This window comes from Litoribrevibacter euphylliae, assembly GCF_042646085.1.
GTDB classification, from domain to species: domain Bacteria; phylum Pseudomonadota; class Gammaproteobacteria; order Pseudomonadales; family Litoribrevibacteraceae; genus Litoribrevibacter; species Litoribrevibacter euphylliae.
In genome coordinates this window covers 67,897-91,200 of sequence record NZ_JBHRSZ010000001.1, presented here as the reverse complement: position 1 = coordinate 91,200, position 23,304 = coordinate 67,897, and the positions used below count along the sequence as shown (strand labels likewise).

Genomic DNA, 23,304 nt, shown 5'->3' with positions numbered 1-23,304 from the left:
AAACATCCTTTCGGTGCAATTACGCACTTATACCCTGATGTAACTCCTGAAGGCGGCGAACAGTTTTCTCCTCACCGCTTTCTAGTGCATGTAATGCAGCAAAAGCTCCAGCTAAAGTCGTTGTACAATACACTTTATGCTGCAACGCACTGCGACGGATCATTGCCGAATCTTCGATCGACTTACGCCCTTCAGTGGTATTTACAATCAGGATAATTTCATCATTCTTAATCATATCAACAATGTGAGGACGACCTTCCTTCACCTTGTTCACACGCTCAATGTCCAATCCAGCTTCGATGATAACATCGCATGTACCGCCAGTAGCACACAGTTCAAAGCCTTGGGCAAGCAAACCTTTTGCAAGATCAACCACACCGCCTTTATCCGCATCACGCACACTAATAAACGCTTTACCTGAAGAAGGAAGTACTTCACCACCCGCCTTCACAGCCTTAGCAAACGCCTCACCAAATGTATCCCCAACGCCCATAACTTCACCTGTCGACTTCATTTCAGGGCCAAGAATTGGATCGACACCTTGGAATTTATTGAATGGGAAGATAGCTTCTTTAACACTGTAGTAAGGAGGAACAATTTCAGACGTAAAGCCTTGATCCGCCAAACTCACACCCGCCATACAACGCGCAGCTACCTGAGCCAGAGAACGACCGATGCATTTTGATACAAAAGGTACAGTACGTGACGCACGAGGGTTTACCTCAATCACATAAATCTCACCGTCTTGATATGCCAACTGAACGTTCATCAATCCAACCACGCCCAACTCGATTGCCATGCGTTTAACCATATCACGCATGTCATCCTGGACATCAGCAGGTAAAGAGTATGGAGGCAAAGAACACGCAGAGTCACCAGAGTGAACACCCGCCTGTTCAATATGCTGCATGATGGCACCAATTACAACTTCTTTACCATCAGAAACAGCGTCAATATCCACTTCAATCGCACAGTTCAAGAAGTGATCTAACAATACCGGTGATTCGTTAGAAACACTTACCGCTTCACGCATGTAGCGACTTAGCTCGGTTTCACTGTAAACGATTTCCATCGCACGACCACCCAACACATAAGATGGGCGAACAACCAACGGATAACCAATTTCATCCGCTGCTTTAACTGCTTCTTCAGACGAACGAACCGTCGTATTTGGTGGCTGTTTGATATCCAAACGCTGAACCATTTGCTGGAAACGCTCACGGTCTTCCGCTCGGTCAATCGCTTCAGGGCTTGTACCAATAATTGGAACACCAGCCGCTTCCAACTCACGCGCCAACTTCAATGGCGTTTGACCACCAAATTGAACGATCACCCCCTTAGGCTTCTCAAGATCAACAATCTCAAGTACGTCTTCTAACGTTACAGGCTCGAAGAACAAACGATCTGAAGTATCGTAATCAGTAGAAACCGTCTCTGGGTTGCAGTTCACCATAATGGTTTCATAACCATCATCACGCATCGCTAACGCAGCGTGAACACAGCAATAGTCAAACTCAATACCCTGACCAATACGGTTTGGACCACCGCCCAACACCATAATCTTATCTTTTTCAGACGGATTCGCTTCACACTCTTCTTCGTACGTTGAGTACATATAAGCAGTGTCAGATGCAAACTCCGCAGCACAAGTATCAACACGCTTATAAACAGGGCGAATATTCAAGCTTTGACGATGCTTACGAAGCGCTTTTTCAGAGACAGCCAACAGTTGAGCAAGGCGTGTATCAGAGAAACCTTTACGTTTCAGCTTGAACATTCTCTCAGCAGTTAGATCTGACAAGCCTTGAGATTTCAGCTCATTTTCAAGCGTAATAAGCTCTTCGATTTGAACCAAATACCACGGGTCGATACCAGACAGCTTATACACTTCATCCACTGACATGCCAGAACGGAAGGCATCACCCACATACCAAACACGATCAGCACCAGGAGATTTCAGCTCATGAATCAGAGTATCTTTTGCATCTTCTTCTGAGAAATCCAGAATCTCATCAAAACCACATGAACCAACTTCCAAGCCACGCAATGCTTTCTGCATCGATTCTTGGAAAGAACGGCCAATCGCCATTACTTCACCCACAGACTTCATCTGAGTCGTCAAACGGTCATTCGCTTGCGGGAATTTTTCAAACGTAAAGCGAGGAATTTTGGTTACAACATAGTCAATCGAAGGCTCGAAAGATGCTGGCGTTGCACCACCAGTAATATCATTTTGAAGCTCATCCAGAGTATAACCGACAGCCAACTTAGCCGCGATTTTAGCAATTGGGAAACCCGTTGCCTTTGAAGCCAATGCCGAAGAACGAGATACACGAGGGTTCATTTCAATAACAACCATCTCGCCCGTATTCGGACACAAACCAAACTGTACGTTTGAACCACCCGTCTCTACACCGATCTCACGCAATACCGCAAGTGATGCATCACGCATGATTTGCAATTCTTTATCAGTCAACGTCTGAGCCGGTGCCACAGTGATCGAGTCACCCGTGTGAACACCCATAGCATCAAAGTTTTCGATAGAACACACGATAATGCAGTTATCGTTCTTATCACGAACCACTTCCATTTCGTATTCTTTCCAACCGATCAATGATTTATCAATCAATAGTTCAGAGGTTGGAGAAAGATCCAAACCGCGCTCACAGATTTCCTGGAATTCTTCACGGTTATAAGCGATACCACCACCGGTACCACCCATGGTAAATGAAGGACGAATAATCGCAGGGAAGCCCACTTTCTCAAGTACCTGATACGCTTCTTCCATGCTATGAGCAATGGCAGCTTCAGGTGTTTTCAGACCAATTTTCTTCATTGCCTGATCGAAACGGTCACGGTCTTCTGCTTTATCAATGGTGTCTGCGTTTGCGCCGATCATTTCAACGCCATACTTTTCTAGAACACCTTCGCGCTCAAGATCTAGCGCACAGTTCAGAGCCGTCTGGCCACCCATAGTTGGCAGAAGTGCATCTGGGCGCTCTTTCTCAATAATTTTTTCCACTGTTGTCCAGTGAATTGGCTCGATGTACGTTGCATCAGCCATGGCCGGATCAGTCATGATGGTTGCAGGGTTAGAGTTCACCAAGATAACTCGATAACCCTCTTCGCGTAGTGCTTTACACGCCTGTGCGCCTGAGTAATCAAACTCACACGCCTGACCAATAATAATAGGACCTGCACCAAGGATAAGAATGGATTTTATGTCTGTACGTTTTGGCATTGCTCGAAACCGTAAAAGTAAAATTCGTTCCCGCTTAATCAATCGTTACATATATTCGACTAAGCCTTTAAATCCATAAATAGGATCTCGCATGTGTGCCTGCACCGGAACAGGCACAAATTTGGTTTTACCGGTTATTTAGCTGCCTTGATCAAATCAACAAAGTGATCAAACAACGGAGCAATATCATGCGGCCCCGGGCTTGCTTCAGGGTGTCCCTGGAAGCTGAAAGCAGGTTTATCGGTGCGACGAACACCTTGCAGAGAACCATCAAACAACGATTTGTGAGTTGCCTCCATATTCGCAGGAAGAGAAGCCTCATCTACTGCGAAACCATGGTTCTGACTGGTAATCATCACTTGCTTAGTTGCAAGATCTTGCACCGGATGGTTACCACCATGATGACCAAACTTCATTTTTACAGTTTGGGCACCACTGGCCAAAGACAACAACTGGTGCCCAAGACAGATACCAAATACCGGGATATTCGTTTCAAGAATTTCTTTAATTGCAGCAATTGCGTAATCACATGGTTCTGGATCGCCTGGTCCATTTGATAGGAAAATACCATCCGGGTTCATCGCTAACACCTCACTTGCAGGTGTTTTTGCAGGAACAACGGTCAAACGGCAACCACGAGCAGCCAACATACGAAGAATATTGCGTTTCACACCGAAATCATAAGCAACCACATGATATGGCAATTCAGCGTCAGACATTGCTTTGTAACCTTCAACCAGATCCCACTCACCATCAGTCCATGAGTATGATTCAGTTACGGTAACCTCTTTAGCTAAGTCCATGCCTTTAAGACCAGGGAAAGCTTTAGCCGCCTCAAGTGCCGCTTCTTCAGTTACATTTTCACCAGCGATGATACAACCAGCTAGCGCACCCTTTTCACGCAACAAACGAGTCAAGCGACGAGTATCAATCTCCGCAATACCGACAATATTGCGATCACGTAGATACTGATCCAATGTTTTTTCTGAACGCCAGTTACTCGCGATCAAAGGCAGGTCACGAATAACCAGACCGGCAGAGTGAATTTCTGTCGCTTCTTCATCTTCTGAATTTACGCCAACATTACCAATATGCGGGTAAGTTAGAGTAACGATTTGACGCGCATAAGATGGGTCAGTCAGAATTTCCTGATAACCAGTCATTGAAGTATTAAAAACAACCTCTCCAGTAGACTGACCATCAGCCCCAATAGAGATTCCTTTAAAAATACTGCCGTCTTCAAGAGCCAGTATCGCTGGTTTACTCAATGCAACCTCCCCGCACAATTTGCTGCTTCACATCGCTCAATATCCAGATCGGACACGAACGGAATGGCTAATTTGTTCTTGGCACGAATAAAATGTAACCGTAAATCGCAAAAAAGCGAGATAGAGCGTGTCGATTAAATCGAATTGGCTCTATCTCGCTTTTTACACATAATCTTTTCCGGCCTTCTATCAAAAATGACAGTGAGTTAATTTCACCCGCCCAAAATTTGGCGCATTTTACGCAATTACTAACCTCATGTCATTAAGATTTTTCAGCTTTTTAAAAGATCATTTTTCAAACAAAAACATTAAGCGGGTTAAATGGCCTTTAGGTCCAATACATCTTGCATATCATACATGCCTGCAGATTTATCACCTAACCACTTAGCTGCACGAACCGCACCTTTTGCAAACGTCATTCGACTGCTTGCTTTATGCGTAATCTCCACTCGCTCACCATCCGTCGCAAACATAACAGTATGATCACCCACAATATCACCAGCACGAATCGTTTCGAAACCAATGGTATCTTTCTTACGCGGCCCTTCCTGACCTTCACGACCATAAACTGCACATTCTTTAAGATCACGACCCAAGGTATCAGCAATCACCTCACCCATACGAACTGCCGTACCCGATGGCGCATCCACTTTATGACGATGATGCGCTTCAATAATTTCAATATCAGTATCGTCACCAATCACTTTAGCGGTCATTTCAAGTAGTTTAAGCGTTAGATTCACACCCACACTCATATTCGGAGCGAATACCACAGGAATTTCTTTAGCCGCTGCATTTAGCTGAGCTTTTTGATCATCATTGAAACCTGTGGTACCAATCACAATTGATTTACCTGCCGCTCGGCACTGTTCAATATTATCCAGCGTCATCTCAATGCTGGTGAAATCAACAAGCACATCAAAATCATTTATTACCGCAGCCAAATTATCCTGAGCAATCACTCCCAATTTACCCACACCTGCAATTTCACCTGCATCCGCACCAACCAAAGAACTTTCCGGATGAACTACCGCAGCAGCGAGCTCAACACCTTCCGCCTGAAAAACCGCTTCAATCAGAGTTTTACCCATACGGCCATTCGCGCCAACAATACCTACCTTAACCACAGTAATCTCCACTTATTGATCAATCCAACACATGCACAATGCGAAGCATTCTAAAACAAAACCAACACATTCTCGACAATACATGCACTCTTCAGAAACAAAAACGCCGACTAGAAAGTCGGCGCTTTGTGTATTTCATTGCTTAAAAGGCATTAGAACTTCATATCTTCAAAAAAGTTCTTAACCCCCTCAAACCATGTATTTTTCTGAGGAGACTGATCTTTACCGTCGTCGCCATCCAAAGTTTGCTGAAATTCTTCCAACAACTCTTTCTGACGTTTTGTTAAATTCACCGGCGTCTCAACTAATACACGACACATCAAATCGCCAGCTCCACCACCACGAACAGAAGTAACACCTTTACCACGCAAACGGAATAACTTACCTGTTTGCGTTTCTGCCGGGATCTTAAGCTTTACACGACCATCCAAGGTCGGCACTTCCAACTCACCACCCAGCGCCGCATCGGTAAAGCTGATTGGCACATCACAATACAAGTGTCGACCATCACGTTGGAAAATAGGGTGTTCACGCACTTCCACTTGAACATACAAATCTCCCGCTGGACCACCATGGGTACCGGCTTCACCTTCACCCGCAAGACGAATTCGATCACCCGTATCAACACCCGCAGGAATTTTCACCGATAACGTCTTCGTTTCTTGAGTTACACCCTGACCATGACAATCCCCGCAAGGATCTTTAATGATTTGACCAGAGCCATGACAACTTGGACACGTCTGCTGAACCGAGAAGAAACCTTGGGACATACGCACCTGACCAGCACCACGGCAGGTACCACAGGTTTCCGGCGTAGACCCTTTCTTCGCACCAGAACCATCACACGTTTTACAATTCACATGCGTACGAATTTTGATTTCTTTAGTAATTCCGCGAACCGCTTCTTCCAGATCCAAATCCAACGGATAGCGCAAATCTGCACCTCGACGAGCACGAGTACGTCCGCCACCGCCGCCAGCACCACCAAAGATGTCACCAAAAACGTCGCCAAAGATATCGCTGAAGTTGGCTCCGCCACCACCAAATCCACCGCCACCTTGGCTCGGATCTACTCCGGCGTGACCAAAACGATCATACGCTTCACGCTTTTCAGCATTAGAAAGAACTTCATATGCCTCGTTAACTTCTTTAAATTTGGATTCTGCTTCCGCATCATCCGGGTTTTTATCCGGATGGTACTTCATCGCCATTCGACGAAAGGCTTTCTTCAGGTCGCGCTCAGACACATCCTTAGAAACACCCAAAACCTCGTAATAATCTCGCTTCGACATAACCCTAACTTACCCATGTAACGAGCGTCTAATAGACATTAAAATTTCACTTCAAACTGACGTACTTAACAAAAAGCCTGCCTTCCCCCGTAGGAGATCAATAAGACTCCATAAAGAGACAGGCAGGCTTTTAAAGATTAAGAATTACTTCTTATCTTCGTCTTTTACTTCTTCGAACTCAGCATCCACAACATCGTCACCCGCTGCTGCATTATCTGCCTGCTCTTGTCCTTCCGCTGCTTGAGCTTGCTCAGCATACATCTTCTGAGTCAAACCTTGTGAAGCTTGAGATAGCGCTTCGATCTTCGCATCAAGATCTTCTTTAGAGGCATCAGTGTTCTTAACAGCCTCTTCCAGATCAGTAATCGCTTTTTCAATCGCTTCTTTCTCTTCAGCAGTAGCTTTATCACCAGCTTCTTCAAGCATCTTACGTGACGCATGAACCAGACCGTCCGCAGTGTTGCGAGTTTGAACTAATTCTTCAAACTTACGATCTTCTTCTGCGTGAGACTCTGCATCCTGAACCATTGCATCGATCTCATCATCCGAAAGACCAGAAGATGCCTTAATCACGATGGATTGCTCTTTACCAGTTGCCTTATCTTTCGCAGACACATTCAAGATACCGTTCGCATCAATATCGAATGTTACTTCAATCTGTGGAACACCACGTGCAGCCGGTGGAATGTCAGCCAAGTCAAAACGACCCAGAGACTTATTCAACGATGCCTGCTTACGCTCACCCTGAAGTACGTGAATCGTTACTGCAGACTGATTATCCTCAGCCGTTGAGAATACTTGAGACTTACGAGTAGGAATGGTTGTGTTCTTCTCAATTACCGGAGTAGACACACCACCCATTGTCTCAATTCCCAAAGTTAGTGGCGTTACATCAAGAAGCAGAACGTCTTTCACATCACCCGCAAGAACACCACCTTGAATGGCCGCACCGACAGCTACAGCTTCATCAGGGTTTACATCTTTACGTGGCTCTTTACCAAAGAAGTCAGTAACAGCTTTCTGAACCAACGGCATACGAGTCTGACCACCAACCAAAATTACGTCATCAATTTCGGTGGTTTTCAAGCCTGCATCCTGAAGCGCAATGCGTACTGGCTCAATAGACTCGTTAATCAAATCTTCAACCAAAGACTCAAGCTTAGCACGGGTCACTTTAACGTTAAGGTGCTTAGGACCTGTTGCGTCTGCAGTGATGTATGGCAAGTTCACATCGGTTTGCTGACTGCTAGACAACTCAACTTTTGCCTTCTCAGCTGCTTCTTTCAAACGCTGAACAGCCAATGGATCGTTGTGTAGATCAATGCCGGTGTCTTTCTTGAACTCTTCTGCCAAGTATTCAATCAAACGCTCATCGAAATCTTCACCACCAAGTGCAGTGTTACCGTTAGTTGCTAGTACTTCGAACTGATGCTCACCATCTACTTCTGCGATTTCAATGATAGAAATATCGAAGGTACCACCACCCAAGTCATATACCGCAATAACCGAGTCACCGCGCTTCTTGTCCATACCATAAGCCAATGCTGCTGCAGTAGGCTCGTTAATGATACGTTTAACTTCTAGACCAGCGATACGACCAGCATCTTTAGTCGCTTGACGCTGAGAATCATTAAAGTAAGCAGGAACAGTAATTACAGCTTCTGTTACTGGCTCACCAAGAAAGTCTTCAGCAGTTTTCTTCATTTTCTTAAGAACTTCTGCAGAAATCTGAGGTGGCGCTTTTTTCTCGCCTTTAACGTTTACCCAAGCATCACCGTTATCCGCTTTCTCAACTTTAAACGCGAAGTGCTTTAGAGATTCCTGAAGCGCTTTTTCATCAAATTTACGACCAATAAGACGCTTAACACCGTATAGCGTATTATCAGGGTTCGTTACTGCCTGACGCTTAGCAGACTGACCTACCAAGATCTCGCCATCTTCGGTATAAGCGATGATGGAAGGAGTAGTACGACCACCTTCAGCGTTCTCAAGAACCTTTGCTTTTTCGCCGTCTAATACAGCAACACAAGAGTTGGTTGTACCTAAGTCAATACCAATCACTTTACCCATAATTTATAACTCCGTAATTCGTACATTGACCGCTTACCGGTCTTAATTCTTTGCTTGCTAACTTAATAAGGACGCTTTTCTGCGTTTCAACCCTAATTACTTAAAAAATCCGCTCAAATGATAAGGATTACGCTTCGGTATCCACCTGTGGCTTGCCACCTTTAGCAACCACGACCATCGCAGGACGAAGCAGACGACCACTTAAGGTGTACCCCTTCTGCATAACCGCAATAACTGTATTGGCAGCAACATCCGGCTGATCAATCATTGACATTGCCTGATGCAATTCCGGATTAAAGGTTTCGCCCATGGGATCAACCGCTTCCAGCTTGAATTTCGCCATCATTTGGTTCAACCCATCACGCGTCATAGCAACGCCATCATATAAAGGCTTAATTGCTTCATTGTCTTTATCTGATTCAGACGCCTGAAGCGCACGATCCAGATTATCAGCGACATCTAACAACTCTTTAGCCATTTTCTCTAAGCCAAACTTATGCGCTTTCTCAACGTCCTGCTCAGCTCGACGACGAACATTCTGCATTTCAGCTTGAGTACGCAATGACGCTTCTTTAACGTCATTCAATTCAGCTTTAGCTTGTTCAAGTTCAGCTTGTAACGCAGCCACATCAACTTCTTCCGAATCAACAGATTCAACAACCTGTTCTTCAGCTGCCGCGACAGCTTCTGCTTGTTCATTTAAGGATTCATTCAACTGCTCTTCTGGCTGATCCACTTGAGACATCAGTTATCACTCCAACAAATTTGTACTTAGTTCTAGTAGGATTTTTCAATTATCGGGTAAATAAGGTTGTTTTCAGGAACTTCAAGGGCCAACACCAAAGAAAATACCTGCTGCAGATAAACGAATAACCAATCACGCTCAAATACTGTACAAAAACACTTGATATACAGTATTTTTACTGTATAAATAACCATAAACATTAATAGAGATTATGACCATGCTCCAACAACTCTCTGTTCACAACTTCGCAATTGCAGACCACATAGAGCTTCATTTAGAAAACGGGTTAACCGTGATCACCGGTGAAACCGGGGCCGGTAAATCAATCATGCTGGATGCACTTTGCCTTGCCTCGGGTGACAGAGCTGACTCGGGAGTAGTAAAGCATGGCGCAGAAAAAGCAGAGATTTCAGCCTGCTTCGATATCAACCGACTTCCTGACGTTCAGATATGGTTAGAAAGAGAAGATTTGAATGATGAAGATCTATGCGTCATTCGTCGCGTTATCACTAAAGAAGGTCGTTCTCGCGGCTATATTAATGGTCGCCCCTGCCCAATCAGCAAACTCAAGCTACTAGGGGAACAACTGGTAGAAATCCACAGTCAACACGCTCATCAATCCTTGATGCAACCTCAGACGCACATTCACATGCTCGATAACTATGCTGGGCATATTGACGCACTTAACGAGCTTAAAAATGCTTATAAAGACTGGCAAACCATAAAAAAACAACTTGTAGACTTAGAGCGTCAGCAAGACGAACTCAATGATAGAAAACAATTGATTAGCTACCAGCTAGACGAACTTGATGAGCTTAATTTGCAATCTGGTGAACTTGAACAAATTGAACAAGATCACCACAGACTATCTCAAGCCGAAGAATTAAAACAACAAAGCTACCAAGTGTTCGAGCTGTGCAGCGGAGAAAGTGGCCCAGCGTCGACCAGTGCAAGAGACCTGCTACGACAGATAACCCACATTACCGATCAAATCAATGATCAACACCAGAACCTAGAAACTACTAAGGACTTGCTGGCCCAAGCACTGATCAACATCGAAGAAGCATCGAATGAAATTCATTTCTATCATGAATCATTGGAAATAAACCCTGAGCACCTAACTCAATTAAACCAGCGACTAACCGATATTCATGATCTTTCCAGAAAGCACAGAATTGCCCCGGAAGAAATCCCTCATATTCATCAACAACTGGCGGAAGAGCTTTCAATACTGAACGATGAAAACAACTCACTTGATGCTCTTCAACAAAAAGAAGCAACAGCCAAAGAATCATTTCTAAAAGCCAGCAAACAAGTCCATGAACAACGTAAAGCGGCTGCCGAAAGATTTGATCAATCAATCATCGAGCAACTGACTCGTTTAGGCATGACTCAGTGTAAGTTCAGCACGCGAATTGATGCATTAGATTTATCAAAGGCGAATCATCTAGGGCTCGATTCGGTTGAGTTTGAAGTTTCATCCAACCCAGGCCAACCATACCAAAGCCTAGCTAAAGTAGCCTCAGGCGGAGAACTTTCGAGAATCAGCTTAGCCATTCAAGTAGTAAATGCCTCTCAAAGCCAAATCCCTACGCTGATTTTTGACGAAGTCGACGTTGGCATCGGTGGTGCAACGGCCGAAATAGTCGGAGAACTACTGCAAAAAATAGGACAATCAGGCCAAGTAATTTCTGTCACTCACCAACCTCAAGTAGCCGCTCAAGGTGATCAACACCTTAAAGCCAGCAAACTGATGACAGACACTACAACCAGCACCCAAATGCTGCCGCTAAATCAAGAAGCCCGTATTAAAGAAATTGCCCGCATGATGGGCGGCCAGGAAATGACCGAAACAACACTACAACTCGCTGAAGAAATGCTCTCTTAAATACTATTTATATAGCCCATAGCAGCCAGCAACGTTCTCATAAAAGCACAAAGACATCTCACCAATAAAAAAGCCGCCTAATCTCAAATAAAATCAGGCGGCTTTCTTTGTAACATCCAGTGTTTACTTCTTACGAACGTAAAGCACCAAGCTATGGTCAATCAGCTCAAACCCATGCTCTTCTGCGATCTGGTGTTGAAGCTTTTCAATTTCTTCATTGAAAAACTCAACTACATCACCGGTCTCCAAGTTTACCATGTGATCATGATGTTCACCCTTCGCAAGCTCGAACACCGCATGGCCACCATCAAAGTTATGACGAACCACCAAACCTGCGGATTCAAACTGAGTCAACACACGATACACAGTAGCCAAGCCAACATCTTCACCCGCCTCAATCAAAGACTTGTACACATCTTCAGCGCTCATGTGACGGCTATCAGAGTTCTCAAGAATCTGTAAAATCTTTACTCTTGGTAAGGTAACTTTTAAGCCCGCTTTGCGTAATTCGTTATTTTCAGATGCCATAATCTTTGTAATCTCAGAATTCTATGGTTAATATCGGTAGCCCAAGTGTTTAGGCAATGTATCGAGTCAAAATGAGAACGATTTTACTACTTATTTCAATTTTGTCGACGTTCAGTCTACTATCAGGCTGCTCATCCCTCAATGTGTTCAAGCTAACAATTCAGCAAGGTAATATTATTGAAGAAGAATCTTTGGCATTACTCAAGCCGGGGATGTCGGAAAAACAGGTTCAATATGTGCTAGGTACACCTGTTATTAAAGATCCATTTCATCCAAATCAATGGGATTATTACCACAGCGAAAAGCCTGGCTATGAAGAACGCACTGCCTATGCGGTTCGCGTTTTCTTTGAAGAGGGTAAAATGACTCACTACGAAAAACGAGATATTACAGAGCCCGCGTTTTAAATATCTGAGCTATAGACCTATCTATAAAGCACACAACAAAAAAGGAGCTAATCAGCTCCTTTTTTACGTCTACGCAGAAGACTAGACATGAATGCAATGTGCTATTCGTCCAAAGTTTTCTTAGCTTTTGCTTTAGCAGCACGATTAGCACGAGCAGCTTTAGGGTCTATCTTTAATGGACGATAGATTTCTACTCGCTCACCTTCCTGTAACGCTTGCTCCTTTGGTTTTCTAACCGCTTTCCCATAGATCCCCATAGGCACTGATTCGGGATCTATTTCTGGAAACTGCTGAGCAATACCGGAATGAACCACAGCATCATACAGAGAAGCGCCTTCATCGACAGAAACAGGAAGAATGACTTGTGACTCAGGCGTTGCATAAGCAACTTCAACATGAATTTTATTTGCCATACACCACTCCTGCTCGTGTAACAAATGCATCAACCATAGCACTGGCGACTTGCTGAAATACTTTACCAACTGCCAGACTTGCCAAAGAACTCGATACTTCAAAATGCAAATCCAAACTGACTTTGCACGCGGTATCATTCAGGGCTTTAAAACCCCAAGCGCCAGAAAGACTCGAAAAAGGGCCGTCTACTAACTGCATCTCAATTCGATGCCCGTCCACCAACTGATTACGAGTAGTAAAGCGTTGCTTTACCCCACCTTTATTGATGTTTAACGAGGCGACCACTTCATCATCAGACTGGGAATGAATTTCTACACCGTCACACCATGGAAGGAAAGACGGGTAGTGAATTACATCATTCACTAGATCAAACATTTGGCGCGCACTGTGTAGTACCAGTGCGCTTCGTTCAATAACTGCCACAATAAATCACTCAGTCTCTTAACTGCTTAATCCACGAGAAGTTTTCTTAAGTGACATAGCAATAATTGCAATGTAAGCAATCGCTAGAACTACACCACCAATGAAACGAGGCATCAAGAACGTTGAGTTACCACATTCACCCGTCTCAGCATTTAATAGTTCTGAGTCAAATGAACACTCTGGCAACAAACCATTAATGAATACAATTGCAATTGCAATTGGCGTCAAAAAGCGTAATACCACATACCACAAGTTGAACAACCCAGCATTCTTCATGTTCATTTCGTTATAAGCGTGGTGATACTTCATGCCGAAGCCAACGAACAAGGCAATCAAAAGACCACCTAATGGCAACATGATATTCGCGGTAATGAAATCGAATGAATCAAAGATTGTTTTGCCTGGCAACAAGTGGAACTCTGACCAATCGTTGAAAGATAACACACTGCCAATACCAAGCATCCAAATAATCACACCAATGATTGAACATGCCTTTGCACGAGAAATCTTGAAGCGCTCAACCACCCACGCCGTCGCTGGCTCAATCAACGAAATAGCCGAACTCCATGCAGCAAACGCAACCAAAATGAAGAACAAAGCACCAAAGAATTGACCACCAGGCATTTGGCCAAAGGTAAACGGCAAGGTAACAAACATCAGACCAGGACCTGCAGATGGCTCAAGACCATTTGCAAATACGATCGGGAAGATAGCCAAACCAGCTAGTAGCGCAACTAACGTATCCAAACCAGCAACAGTAAATACCGTTGAAGAAATAGATGCATTACGAGGCATATAAGAACCGTATGCCATGATTGCCCCCATACCTAAACTCAAGGTAAAGAATGAATGGCCTAATGCAACCAACACAGCTTCCTTCGTTAGCTTGCTGAAATCAGCATCAAACATAAAGTGAACTGCAGACATGATATCGCCCTTGCTTGCACCATAACCAATCAATACCACAAGCAATACAAACAACAATGGCATAAGTACTGAAATCGTAGACTCAATACCTTTATTTACACCACGAATAACAACACCCACTGTTAAAATCATAAAAAGGGTGTGCCAAATCATCAACGTTCCCGGATCACCTAACAAGCCTTCAAACTCAGCACCAGCAAGTGCTTGATCAACTTCTGAGAAGGTTCCTGTTGCCAACTTCAAAACATAAGACAACGACCAACCGGCAACAACAGAATAGAAAGATAGAATTAAGAAACCGGCAAGCGCTCCCATCCAACCAATGAGCTTCCAGCCCGGGCCTGCTTTCGCTTCTGATACCAGGGCTTTCATTGAGTTGATTGGACTCTGACGACCACGACGACCCATCGCCACCTCAGCCATCATTACAGGAATACCTACCAATGCGATACACATAAGATAAACAAGTACAAACGCACCACCACCGTACTCACCTGTAATATAAGGAAATTTCCAAATATTACCTAAACCGACTGCTGAACCTGTTGCTGCGAGAATGAATGTCCAGCGATTACGCCAGGCACCATGAATGGATTCATTATTATTAGCCATATATTTTCTTATCCAGAATTTGACTCTCTTTATAGCTAAACCGGTTTCGTCTCCCCCAAAACAAGCTCAGCCCCTAAAAATGCGCTATTCTACCCACACTCGAGAATAAACCCAAATAACAGTTTGTAAGCATAGGAAATATTTTCATTTCGCCCTATAATCCCGCTCCATGGCAAAGAAGAAAAAATTACCCAGTGGTTCATCCACAATCGCACTTAATAAAAAAGCACGTCACGATTACAGCATCGATGAAAAATTCGAAGCTGGTGTCGCCTTGCTAGGCTGGGAAATTAAAAGCATCCGGGCTGGTAAGGTTCAATTGGTGGACTCCTTCGTACAAATTCACGATGGTGAAGTTTGGTTACTTGGTGCCCACATGACGCCTCTCACGCAAGCCTGTACTCATGTAGTTGCAGAGCCTCGTCGCGAGCGTAAATTACTGCTTAACAAAAAAGAAATTGCCAAATTATTCCGACATACGGCAAACGAAGGCAACACTTGTGTGTGTCTCGCACTGTATTGGAAAGGCAATAAAGTCAAAGCAGAAATCGCAACTGTGAAAGGTAAAAAGCAACACGATAAGCGTGCCGCTGAAAAAGAACGCGATTGGAACAAACAAAAAGAACGCATAATGAAACAACATTAAGCGTTAATAAAAGTTTTCGGTTATTTCGTAAATTAATGGTTGGATTACAAAAATTCGCCCATATAATAGCTTCAACAAAGTTTTACAGCTTCGGGGGTGACTTGGCTTCGACGTTGGCGACGAAACTTTAGGTGCATGTCGAGAGGGGTATACGATCTCGTAAATCAACGTTTACCGTTTTTATAGTTGCAAACGAAGACAACTACGCTCTAGCGGCTTAAGCCCGCTAGCACTGCCTGTGTTTTAAGTGCCTATGCTTCACAGACCGGTGTCATCTTTCATAGGATACGCCGACAACAATGCTTACGTGTCTAGGCCGACAATTTAAGTAAGCTCGCCCCATCCACCCTGTCCTTCGGGTCGGTACGGGTTAATCCAATAGAAGTGACTAAGCATGTAGTACCGAGAGCGGAGTGCTCGCGGACGCGGGTTCGACTCCCGCCACCTCCACCACATTGCAGGATGGTTTAGACCACTCTAGACCAACCAATCCCGCTAAATACCTAGCCTCTAGAGATTCCACCCAAACTAATGGGTCGGTCTCTTTTGGTCTAGATATGCCCCCATTGGGGCACAATTTCGGCACAAGCCCATCACAACCTCATTCCCCACTCTTTGAAGCAATATCTCTTACTAAAGAGTTAGGCACTCTTGAATGCCAACTATTTAGAGAGCGAATATTCAAAAAGTACGAATCTCTAAGCCCCTCTCTTGCACATCAATATTTAAGAATTGCAGAACAAAAGAGCGTCCGAGATGCCAACCTATCATTGGTTGATATCGAAAAGCGTCTTTCAATTAAAAATTTAAACCTATCATGGGATAATCAGCATCTATCCAAGTTTGCTAATGAACAATCTCATCGGTGCTCATTGATCGATTCTGGCCTAGATTCCAATAAGGAACTTGTTTATGAGCACTGCAAAGCAATAGCTAACCAATACCAGATAGAGGAACCAGAGCTAAAAGATAATAGAACATTTGATAGCTGCATCAATTGCATGAAAGACAAGGATTGATGGATAAGAAAGCTCAGTGTTATGAGACAAAGAGCTATTGAGGCACTAGCTAGAGACCTAACGTTAAGAATCACACGGCTTACTGTATCGAATATGCCTACCACTTCCATTTGCTTCAAAAACAAAGAATCCAAGAATATCTAGAGTCTCATTTTGATAGCAATCAGTTTGGGCAAGAGCTTCCTCTAATTGACTTAGTGAATGCTTCTGTTTCAAACCCAGCCGTTAGACGTGCTGAACTAATGACCCGCATTAAAGGGTTGGAGACTGTATCGTTGTTAAAGTTCGGCAAGATCAACAAATCCGTTTTCTTGGCCTTGGGGCTAATCTTGATACTCATAAAGAGCTTTTTGGGTATGTGGATTTCTGAAAATAAAGGTGCGAAGTTCTGACTTAGTACAACATAATTGAGGCGTAAGGACATCCTGATCGCCCCTGAAGGGATTCCCTGACACAGAGATCCAGCTCTACATGTTCACATGGTACGAAACTCGTTGAAGCTCGTTCCTTGGAAAAACTATAAGCCATCACTGCCGATTTAAAACGTATCTACCAATCTGTGACTGAAGAGGAAGCTTTACTTACACATGATCAGTTTGCTGCCCGCTGGGACGCTAAATACCCTCAAATACGTCGCTCTTGGCGCAAATCTCAATACCTTATTTGGGTACCCAGAGGACATCCATAAAGCGATTTACACCACCAACATCATTGAACGTTGTACAGCCATCAGTTCTCCATAACCTTCATGAATGTATCCAAATAGATGATACATAGGCACTTATTTCTTTAAACCATTTTAATAGCTCAGGACAACCGACCTTCGCATACTAGTGCGTTCTTCCTGCTATTGATCTATTCGTTCCACTCTAGCCACTACCGATAGCCCCTGATTGTTATCTATTCCGTCCTCCGCTACAAAAAGTATAGCGGCTATAATGAAGCCAACAGTCACTATCTGGGCAAGCATATGTTGTGGGTAATGGATTTTGAAGCCTCTGGTTTAAGTAAAGAAAGCTATCCCATTGAAGTTGGTCTAACCAACGGTGAATCTAGCTTTTCTGCGTTGATTAAACCTATGGGACACTGGACACATTGGGATAAAAACGCAGAAAGGGTACATACTCTGGATCAGAGTAAGCTCACTAGCGATGGCATAAAAGCAACAACTGTAGCGAATATACTCAATGCAATTTTGGAAGGAACTACGGTGTTTTGCGATAGCATCGAATGGGATGGCTTCTGGCTCAATGTACTGTTTAGCGACACCGCTATACACCGACGGTTTGAGATTTCAGACATTAAAGAACTACTCATCGAAGATGAGAAATTGGAACGATACTTAGAAAGAAAAGCTTATATTGAGCAATCACCTCAGCACATATCACATAGGGCTCTGAATGATGCAAACGTAATCCATTCTTCATTGCTGCATGCTATACATCATTAGAGCCTTATTTAGTTGAGAAGACCCTAGCTTAGTGCCCTAGAACAAGCCCTCAAAACACACTCTTGGCCTATTTCACTGAAGGGTTTACACGAATTTCATCATTCCATATCACCACGGGCAGCTCATATCGGCGTGTACTGATCCCATCCGCCCGCATCATTTGATGTAAGTGGTCTGCGACATCACTGCGATCAATGGTTTGATACACATAGTCAATGCCTGCCTGATCCAGTTTCTTTCTCATGCGCTTCGTTCTTGGGCAAGAATCCCGACCATAAATCATTAATGTGTCTGCTGAAATATTGTATTCAACCGGGTCATAGCTTGAGCCGACATTTTGATAAAGTTGGTAGCCTGCAAATACAGCCACCAATACAAGCAATATGTTTTTCATACAAGTTGTCCTTCCCTAGAAAATAAAAAGGGAGAGCCTCTGCCCTCCCTCTAATATTGTGCCAACAATCTATTGATACTCTTCAACCCATACATCCGAGAATGAAGATTGAGTCGTCGAGAATGATTTATTTGATGACGCCGCTAAACCAACCAGAACGTCATTGTCCATTCCGATATTAACTGACCCAACACGCACCCAGTTATAAGCATCATTGGAAATATAACCGGTCAAAGTATCCCCAACACGAACCAGGCGTAGCCAAGTTCCCATAGATGCTGCTTTAAGGCCGGTGTCATAGGTCACCCAGTTTGATGTGGATCGATATTGGAAATCCACACCTTGTTTAGGCGTCATCAACATGAAGGCATGCTTAGCGCCTATCCAGTCGCTGGCACGAATCATTACTCCCGCTTTTGCCCAGTCATGGGAGTGGTCCAGTCGATTGATTTTAGCAACAATTTCACCATCACCTCGCAACGTACGGTACGTAAAGTGGAACACATCCGATATGCCCCAGATATCACCGGCAGATCCTTTTACATGGAAAGATCCATCATAAGAGGTACTACCACCGGCAAACGGTAAACCAATATCTTTTGCAGACCATCCTTCAGGAAGGCCATTCCCACCAACACTGCCTGCGTCTATATCCCATTGAAGTTTGGACGGATCAAACGATGACGTAGTAGGGTATTCCACAACAAAAGTATCAATACTCTCAACTTTGGCACCTGTTGCTACAGTAGGGAAATAAAGTTGGTTACTGTCTCTCAACGTCATTGAACCGCTGACAACAGACACCGTACCCAATGCATTTGGAACCGCGCCACCGATATTTTTCAAGCGAGCACGTAACGTTAGGGATTGTGTCGAGCCATTACTTGCTTGATCAACCACAGAGTAATCACAGACGAACAACGTTTTATCAGGGTCTTCGTTATCAACATTTACAATACTGATATCTTGAGGATCAACCTGATCGAACCCGGAGTCATCACTCACCGCCGCTGACAACACAAGCGATGCTGTCTGATTACCATCGACATCACAATCATCCATACCTTCGATAAAGATAGAACGCGGGACATCCCAATCATCTTCCGTGAAGTAAAGATAATTCGACGCCACAACCTGACCTGCTTGTTCAATTCGGTTGATTTTGATCTCACTACTATCGCTCACCGACACATTAACGGTGACTTTGGCACCATTGTAAGGAGCACGATCTAGTACCACATCCACCTGAGCCAGTGTCTTGCCATATTCATCCACCTCATTCGTTGTACTCACCAAGGTAGGTAAAATATGGCCTTCCAAAGGAACCACAGAAACAGTACAGCACGCATCTACCGAGAAGAAAGACGCTTCATCTTCAATGCCTGCGGTAATGGTGTAATTCCCCACAGGTAAATCCGTGATGTTCCAGCTGAATTGGTCAGACGTACCGTCGAGATCTTCTGAAATATTCTCAGCAATCACACCACTTTCGCCATTGTCGCCCAAATAACTCAAGGTGATTTTAGCGTCGCTGTCTGGATCGGTGTCTGTCCACTGAATTAATACTTCACCGTCGGTCAGTTCCAGATTTTGGTTTGGCAACACCATTGTCAGCTGAGGTGAATCGTTATAACCGTCTTTATTCACAAAGAAACGACTTACCGTTGACCAATCGCTTGCCAAACCGTGTTCATCGATTGCGCGCGCTCGCCAATAGTAAAAATTGTTATCTGGTAACGACGTCGTCACCTGCCAAGACTGATCGGAAACCACGGCAGAGACCACACCTTGAGTTAACGCCAAATCAGCGTACAACTCGATTTCATAAGACAAGGAATCGTTATCTACATCCGTCGCTGGATTCAAGCTCAACGTTGGCTGAATCACTTCAACGGTTGCATCATTCCCTGGGTTACTTACCGTTGGAACGGTTGGCGCTTCATTCACCGCATTAACCGTAAATGACGCCTGAACCCAATCGCTGTCTAACTCCCCATCAGACGCTTTAACACGCCAAAAGTAGGTCTTATTTTCAATCAGTTGATCAAAGGTAAAGGCGGTTTGTCCGGTCGCAGCGTTTGCACCTTCCAACACCTCACCCGACAGAATGCGAGCACCGCTATCAAAAGTGTTAACTTCGTCGAGCTCAAAGAAGTAGCTCAGGCTCTGATAATCCGGATCTTCACCGTTGTTGACTACCAAGGTGACTGCCGCTTGATTCACTTCTTGCTGATCGACCGGCAACACAACCACAGGGGCAGAAGGTGCGTCGTTAGCCAGGTTGATCATGAAACCAGCAACCGCCGAGCTCACTTTGGCCTCATGCTCATCGGTTACCTCGACTTGCCATTGATAGCGCTGGTTCTCTACCAATTCCACAGGCACTTGCCAATCGGTATGACCATTATCACCTGCCGCCAAGCCACTGATTTCAGCCACCGGATTTGCGTCATCCCCTTCCGGGTACACCACAAAACGATACGTCAGCTCATCATTATCGATATCAAAGCTGTTGGTTACCGATAGGGTTGGTTGTAACTCAGATAACTGACTGTCATTGGCCGGTGCACTGATGGCTGGTACCGTCGGTAAATCGTTTTGAGTATTGATAAAGAACTTACCATAGGCCCACTCACCTGTGCCTTCCGGCGCCACACCTCGGACACGCCAGTAATACCAAGCATTATCATTAACGGCTTGTTGAACCAAGCCCGCCTGCATCACCTGAGTGGTTTTCTCGTAGTCTTCTTCTACATCCGCAATGCTGAATACCAAGTCGGTCATACCTTCATCGGCATAGACTTCATATTGATAGGTCACAACCAGCTCATCCGCATGGCGGCTGTTCTGGATAATCAGTTCCGGCTCTAATGTGCTGGTTTCAGCACCAAACGCAGGGCTGTCAATTTGCGGAACATCCGGCGCTTTGGCCGCTTCTTTCGGGTTCCAGCCACGCTCAAACTCTTCCAGATCGGTGTAGCCATCGCCATCAAAGTCACCCGTCCCATCACGAGACAAATCACCAAAGTTATCTAGTTCCCATTCATCCAATAAACCATCGCCATCGGTGTCTGTGGCAGGGTTCACCTTAATGGTCACCGTCAAACTGGTATTCAACTGACCATCACTGGCAGTAAAGGTTACTGGGTATACCCCTGCCTGCCCAAGTTGAGGGAACCACCGGAATATTCCCTTGCCCTGATTGTCGTATTCAAAGTGAGCACCTAACGGCAGTTGATTCACCGTTAGTGTTGGGGTGGTACGATTCGGGTCTGACGTTCGAATTAAAAAGCCGACTTGGCCGCCTTCGTAGGTGGTTTTGTCGTTAATGTACGCAATCACCGGAGGCTGAGGCACACTGGCTAACTCATCAAACACCAGGTCGTAAGTAGAGGTGGGGTTGTCGTCAAAGATGTGAATAAAGTAATCAAAGTTAATGAGATCCGCATTTCGCTCTTGAGATAACCAGGCATTGTTTGCTTGTAGTACAGAGCCATCAGCACGCACGGCTTTGCTTAACACCTTAGAGCCTTGGTACGGGTCTGCCACCTTGATATAACCAAACCCTGGTATGGTTTCAGCAGCCGTTAATAAACGATGTTTGCCGTCCACTTGGTTTTGCTCTGCCCCCAAGGTAGCTGAGATACGAGTCACTTCAGCGCAATCGTCACAGGCGGCGGTTTTAACCCCTAATGGCTCAGATTCATAGACCCATAGCGCAGGCGTATCCGTGTCACCGCCATTATGGGCCAGGAAGTCATTGACTGAATCTCGGCCTGGTAGATCCACCTGAACATCTTTTACCAAAAAGTGGGTATTGGCGGCTTCAATTAACGAAGTTAACTCCCCACCGTATTCAGCGGCATGGGAAACTGTCGCACCAAATTCTATGAATTTACCGGATAAAGTGGTTTCCATAATCCAGCGGCCAACGGTTCGATCACCCGCAGCGATGTCGCCGAAGTTCATTTTTAGACTTGGCTCGGCTGACTCATCGTTCACGTAACTGCCAGTAATTTTAAAACCAATCAACAAACCCATTTCATTCTCTACAATCTTAGGTTCTGCCGAATCAATGGTCACACTTTTTGCTTCGCCTTTGCCATTGTTGGCTAAGCGAATACCCAAACTGTAAGGTACTACCGGCTCAACAATGTCTTTGGTAAAGGCATCATCGCCATAGACTTCTTCAGTTAAGAAGTAATCCAAGGTCAATACTGGCTGCGGCTTGACAATAATGGTATCAGGCGCGACTTCTACACGCTCTTCCTTACCACCAAACTTGTAATTTAAGGTTGCGCCAACAAAATACAATTTACCTGTGGGTAAATCACCAGACGCCCCCGGCGTTGGGATGATCAACCAGCGCATTTCACCAACGGTGTTCGGGGAAATACGGCCATCAACTACTGCACCGTTGGCCCCTGTAGCTAATTCCTCCAGACCATCGTCATAATCCAAACGGATAAAAAAAGTTGCGTTGCTGGCGGCGGAATCCGACGAAGCCAATACATCGTTATCATCTTCATCTTTGAAGTTAATATCCACCTGAATGTCTTCAATGGCGTATAAATCCAAACTATTGGTAATACGCATGGTGGCTTCAAAAGCCTGTCGCTCCAGAGTTATTCCCTGAAGAATCTCAATTTTAACCTGGGCGCAAAGGGCTTCTTCTGCCGTTGCTACTTGCCATTGAAGCAGCAAAATAATGAAGGCCGCCAATAATGCTGTATAACGTTGTGCCACGTTTTATCCTTTAGTGCAGTGCTTTTTTTGATGTTTGCTTAAATGCTTAGTTTCTATTTAAGTAAATCGCCAAAGTAAGGGGCTGATGTATAATAAAGCTAATATCT

16 protein-coding genes, 1 other RNA gene and 2 pseudogenes are annotated in these 23,304 nt (G+C 44.6%); 7 read left to right on the top strand and 12 right to left on the bottom strand.

Going from position 1 to position 23,304, the window contains the following annotated elements; genetic code table 11:
• Window positions 1–19: 19 nt before the first annotated feature.
• From carB to grpE, 6 genes are all read right to left on the bottom strand, one after another.
• Window positions 20–3,241 carry a carbamoyl-phosphate synthase large subunit gene (carB, locus tag ACFOEK_RS00295; RefSeq protein ID WP_386714423.1) on the bottom strand — a complete coding sequence of 1,074 codons (3,222 nt, stop codon included), beginning with the start codon at window positions 3,239–3,241 and terminating at the stop codon, window positions 20–22.
• Between the two features lie 134 nt (window positions 3,242–3,375).
• The gene (gene carA / locus ACFOEK_RS00290) at window positions 3,376–4,509 is read right to left on the bottom strand and encodes a glutamine-hydrolyzing carbamoyl-phosphate synthase small subunit (RefSeq protein WP_386714420.1); all 1,134 of its coding nucleotides are present in this window, start codon (window positions 4,507–4,509) and stop codon (window positions 3,376–3,378) included.
• Window positions 4,510–4,826: 317 nt separating this feature from the next.
• The gene (gene dapB / locus ACFOEK_RS00285; RefSeq protein ID WP_386714417.1) at window positions 4,827–5,636 is read right to left on the bottom strand and encodes a 4-hydroxy-tetrahydrodipicolinate reductase; all 810 of its coding nucleotides are present in this window, start codon (window positions 5,634–5,636) and stop codon (window positions 4,827–4,829) included.
• A gap of 152 nt (window positions 5,637–5,788) precedes the next feature.
• Window positions 5,789–6,928 carry a molecular chaperone DnaJ gene (gene dnaJ / locus ACFOEK_RS00280; RefSeq protein WP_386714414.1) on the bottom strand — a complete coding sequence of 380 codons (1,140 nt, stop codon included), beginning with the start codon at window positions 6,926–6,928 and terminating at the stop codon, window positions 5,789–5,791.
• Between the two features lie 144 nt (window positions 6,929–7,072).
• A complete protein-coding gene (gene dnaK, locus ACFOEK_RS00275) occupies window positions 7,073–8,998 on the bottom strand; it encodes a molecular chaperone DnaK (protein WP_386714411.1) in 1,926 nt (641 codons plus the stop codon).
• Between the two features lie 127 nt (window positions 8,999–9,125).
• Window positions 9,126–9,743: a nucleotide exchange factor GrpE gene (gene grpE, locus ACFOEK_RS00270; protein WP_386714409.1), complete on the bottom strand. Its 618-nt coding sequence runs from the start codon at window positions 9,741–9,743 to the stop codon at window positions 9,126–9,128.
• Window positions 9,744–9,960: 217 nt separating this feature from the next.
• Here grpE and recN point away from each other — a divergent pair, with 217 nt between their 5' ends.
• The gene (gene recN / locus ACFOEK_RS00265; protein WP_386714406.1) at window positions 9,961–11,631 is read left to right on the top strand and encodes a DNA repair protein RecN; all 1,671 of its coding nucleotides are present in this window, start codon (window positions 9,961–9,963) and stop codon (window positions 11,629–11,631) included.
• Between the two features lie 123 nt (window positions 11,632–11,754).
• On the opposite strand, the gene fur is transcribed toward recN, so the two are convergent.
• Window positions 11,755–12,159 (bottom strand): ferric iron uptake transcriptional regulator, encoded by a 405-nt coding sequence (gene fur / locus ACFOEK_RS00260; RefSeq protein WP_386714403.1) that lies wholly within the window; start codon window positions 12,157–12,159, stop codon window positions 11,755–11,757.
• A gap of 71 nt (window positions 12,160–12,230) precedes the next feature.
• Here fur and ACFOEK_RS00255 point away from each other — a divergent pair, with 71 nt between their 5' ends.
• Complete coding sequence (locus ACFOEK_RS00255; RefSeq protein ID WP_386714400.1) at window positions 12,231–12,566, top strand: outer membrane protein assembly factor BamE; 336 nt, start codon at window positions 12,231–12,233, stop codon at window positions 12,564–12,566.
• Between the two features lie 101 nt (window positions 12,567–12,667).
• Here ACFOEK_RS00255 and ACFOEK_RS00250 read toward each other — a convergent pair whose 3' ends face one another.
• The 3 genes from ACFOEK_RS00250 to ACFOEK_RS00240 are packed head-to-tail and all read right to left on the bottom strand — an operon-like array spanning window position 12,668 to window position 14,942.
• Window positions 12,668–12,979, bottom strand: a complete 312-nt coding sequence (locus tag ACFOEK_RS00250) for an RnfH family protein (RefSeq protein ID WP_386714397.1) — start codon at window positions 12,977–12,979, stop codon at window positions 12,668–12,670.
• The gene (locus ACFOEK_RS00245) at window positions 12,969–13,403 is read right to left on the bottom strand and encodes a type II toxin-antitoxin system RatA family toxin (RefSeq protein ID WP_386714395.1); all 435 of its coding nucleotides are present in this window, start codon (window positions 13,401–13,403) and stop codon (window positions 12,969–12,971) included. Before ACFOEK_RS00245 ends, ACFOEK_RS00250 begins: the two co-directional genes overlap by 11 nt.
• Before the next feature lie 18 nt (window positions 13,404–13,421).
• Window positions 13,422–14,942 (bottom strand): sodium-dependent transporter, encoded by a 1,521-nt coding sequence (locus ACFOEK_RS00240; RefSeq protein ID WP_386714393.1) that lies wholly within the window; start codon window positions 14,940–14,942, stop codon window positions 13,422–13,424.
• A 169-nt stretch (window positions 14,943–15,111) separates the two neighbouring features.
• Here ACFOEK_RS00240 and smpB point away from each other — a divergent pair, with 169 nt between their 5' ends.
• The 5 genes and pseudogenes from smpB to ACFOEK_RS00215 all read left to right on the top strand — a co-directional run bounded on the left by smpB (window position 15,112) and on the right by ACFOEK_RS00215 (window position 18,057).
• Window positions 15,112–15,588 (top strand): SsrA-binding protein SmpB, encoded by a 477-nt coding sequence (smpB, locus tag ACFOEK_RS00235; RefSeq protein WP_386714390.1) that lies wholly within the window; start codon window positions 15,112–15,114, stop codon window positions 15,586–15,588.
• A gap of 92 nt (window positions 15,589–15,680) precedes the next feature.
• Window positions 15,681–16,041, top strand: a transfer-messenger RNA (tmRNA) gene (ssrA, locus tag ACFOEK_RS00230).
• A gap of 676 nt (window positions 16,042–16,717) precedes the next feature.
• Window positions 16,718–16,819, top strand: a pseudogene (locus ACFOEK_RS00225) (hypothetical protein); the annotation flags it as partial.
• A 53-nt stretch (window positions 16,820–16,872) separates the two neighbouring features.
• Window positions 16,873–17,338: pseudogene (locus ACFOEK_RS00220) on the top strand (transposase); the annotation flags it as partial.
• Window positions 17,339–17,589: 251 nt separating this feature from the next.
• Window positions 17,590–18,057: a hypothetical protein gene (locus ACFOEK_RS00215; protein WP_386714388.1), complete on the top strand. Its 468-nt coding sequence runs from the start codon at window positions 17,590–17,592 to the stop codon at window positions 18,055–18,057.
• A 67-nt stretch (window positions 18,058–18,124) separates the two neighbouring features.
• Here the strand turns inward: ACFOEK_RS00215 and ACFOEK_RS00210 are convergent, their stop codons facing one another.
• Together ACFOEK_RS00210 and ACFOEK_RS00205 are read right to left on the bottom strand one after the other, a co-directional pair.
• Complete coding sequence (locus tag ACFOEK_RS00210) at window positions 18,125–18,451, bottom strand: glutaredoxin family protein (RefSeq protein WP_386714385.1); 327 nt, start codon at window positions 18,449–18,451, stop codon at window positions 18,125–18,127.
• 69 nt (window positions 18,452–18,520) lie between these two features.
• Entirely contained in the window at window positions 18,521–23,197 is a 4,677-nt protein-coding gene (locus ACFOEK_RS00205; RefSeq protein WP_386714382.1) for a putative Ig domain-containing protein, read from the bottom strand.
• Between the last annotated feature and the right edge of the window lie 107 nt (window positions 23,198–23,304).

Excerpts from the sequence above, each read along its gene's own strand:
- grpE (WP_386714409.1), bottom strand. The coding sequence starts at position 9,743 with ATGTCTCAAGTGGATCAGCCAGAAGAGCAGTTGAATGAATCCTTAAAT.
- dnaJ (WP_386714414.1), bottom strand. The coding sequence starts at position 6,928 with ATGTCGAAGCGAGATTATTACGAGGTTTTGGGTGTTTCTAAGGATGTG.
- ACFOEK_RS00215 (WP_386714388.1), top strand. The coding sequence starts at position 17,590 with ATGGATTTTGAAGCCTCTGGTTTAAGTAAAGAAAGCTATCCCATTGAA.
- smpB (WP_386714390.1), top strand. The coding sequence starts at position 15,112 with ATGGCAAAGAAGAAAAAATTACCCAGTGGTTCATCCACAATCGCACTT.
- ACFOEK_RS00250 (WP_386714397.1), bottom strand. The coding sequence starts at position 12,979 with ATGGCAAATAAAATTCATGTTGAAGTTGCTTATGCAACGCCTGAGTCA.
- ACFOEK_RS00240 (WP_386714393.1), bottom strand. The coding sequence starts at position 14,942 with ATGGCTAATAATAATGAATCCATTCATGGTGCCTGGCGTAATCGCTGG.
- ACFOEK_RS00210 (WP_386714385.1), bottom strand. The coding sequence starts at position 18,451 with ATGAAAAACATATTGCTTGTATTGGTGGCTGTATTTGCAGGCTACCAA.
- fur (WP_386714403.1), bottom strand. The coding sequence starts at position 12,159 with ATGGCATCTGAAAATAACGAATTACGCAAAGCGGGCTTAAAAGTTACC.
- recN (WP_386714406.1), top strand. The coding sequence starts at position 9,961 with ATGCTCCAACAACTCTCTGTTCACAACTTCGCAATTGCAGACCACATA.
- ACFOEK_RS00255 (WP_386714400.1), top strand. The coding sequence starts at position 12,231 with ATGAGAACGATTTTACTACTTATTTCAATTTTGTCGACGTTCAGTCTA.
- carB (WP_386714423.1), bottom strand. The coding sequence starts at position 3,241 with ATGCCAAAACGTACAGACATAAAATCCATTCTTATCCTTGGTGCAGGT.
- dnaK (WP_386714411.1), bottom strand. The coding sequence starts at position 8,998 with ATGGGTAAAGTGATTGGTATTGACTTAGGTACAACCAACTCTTGTGTT.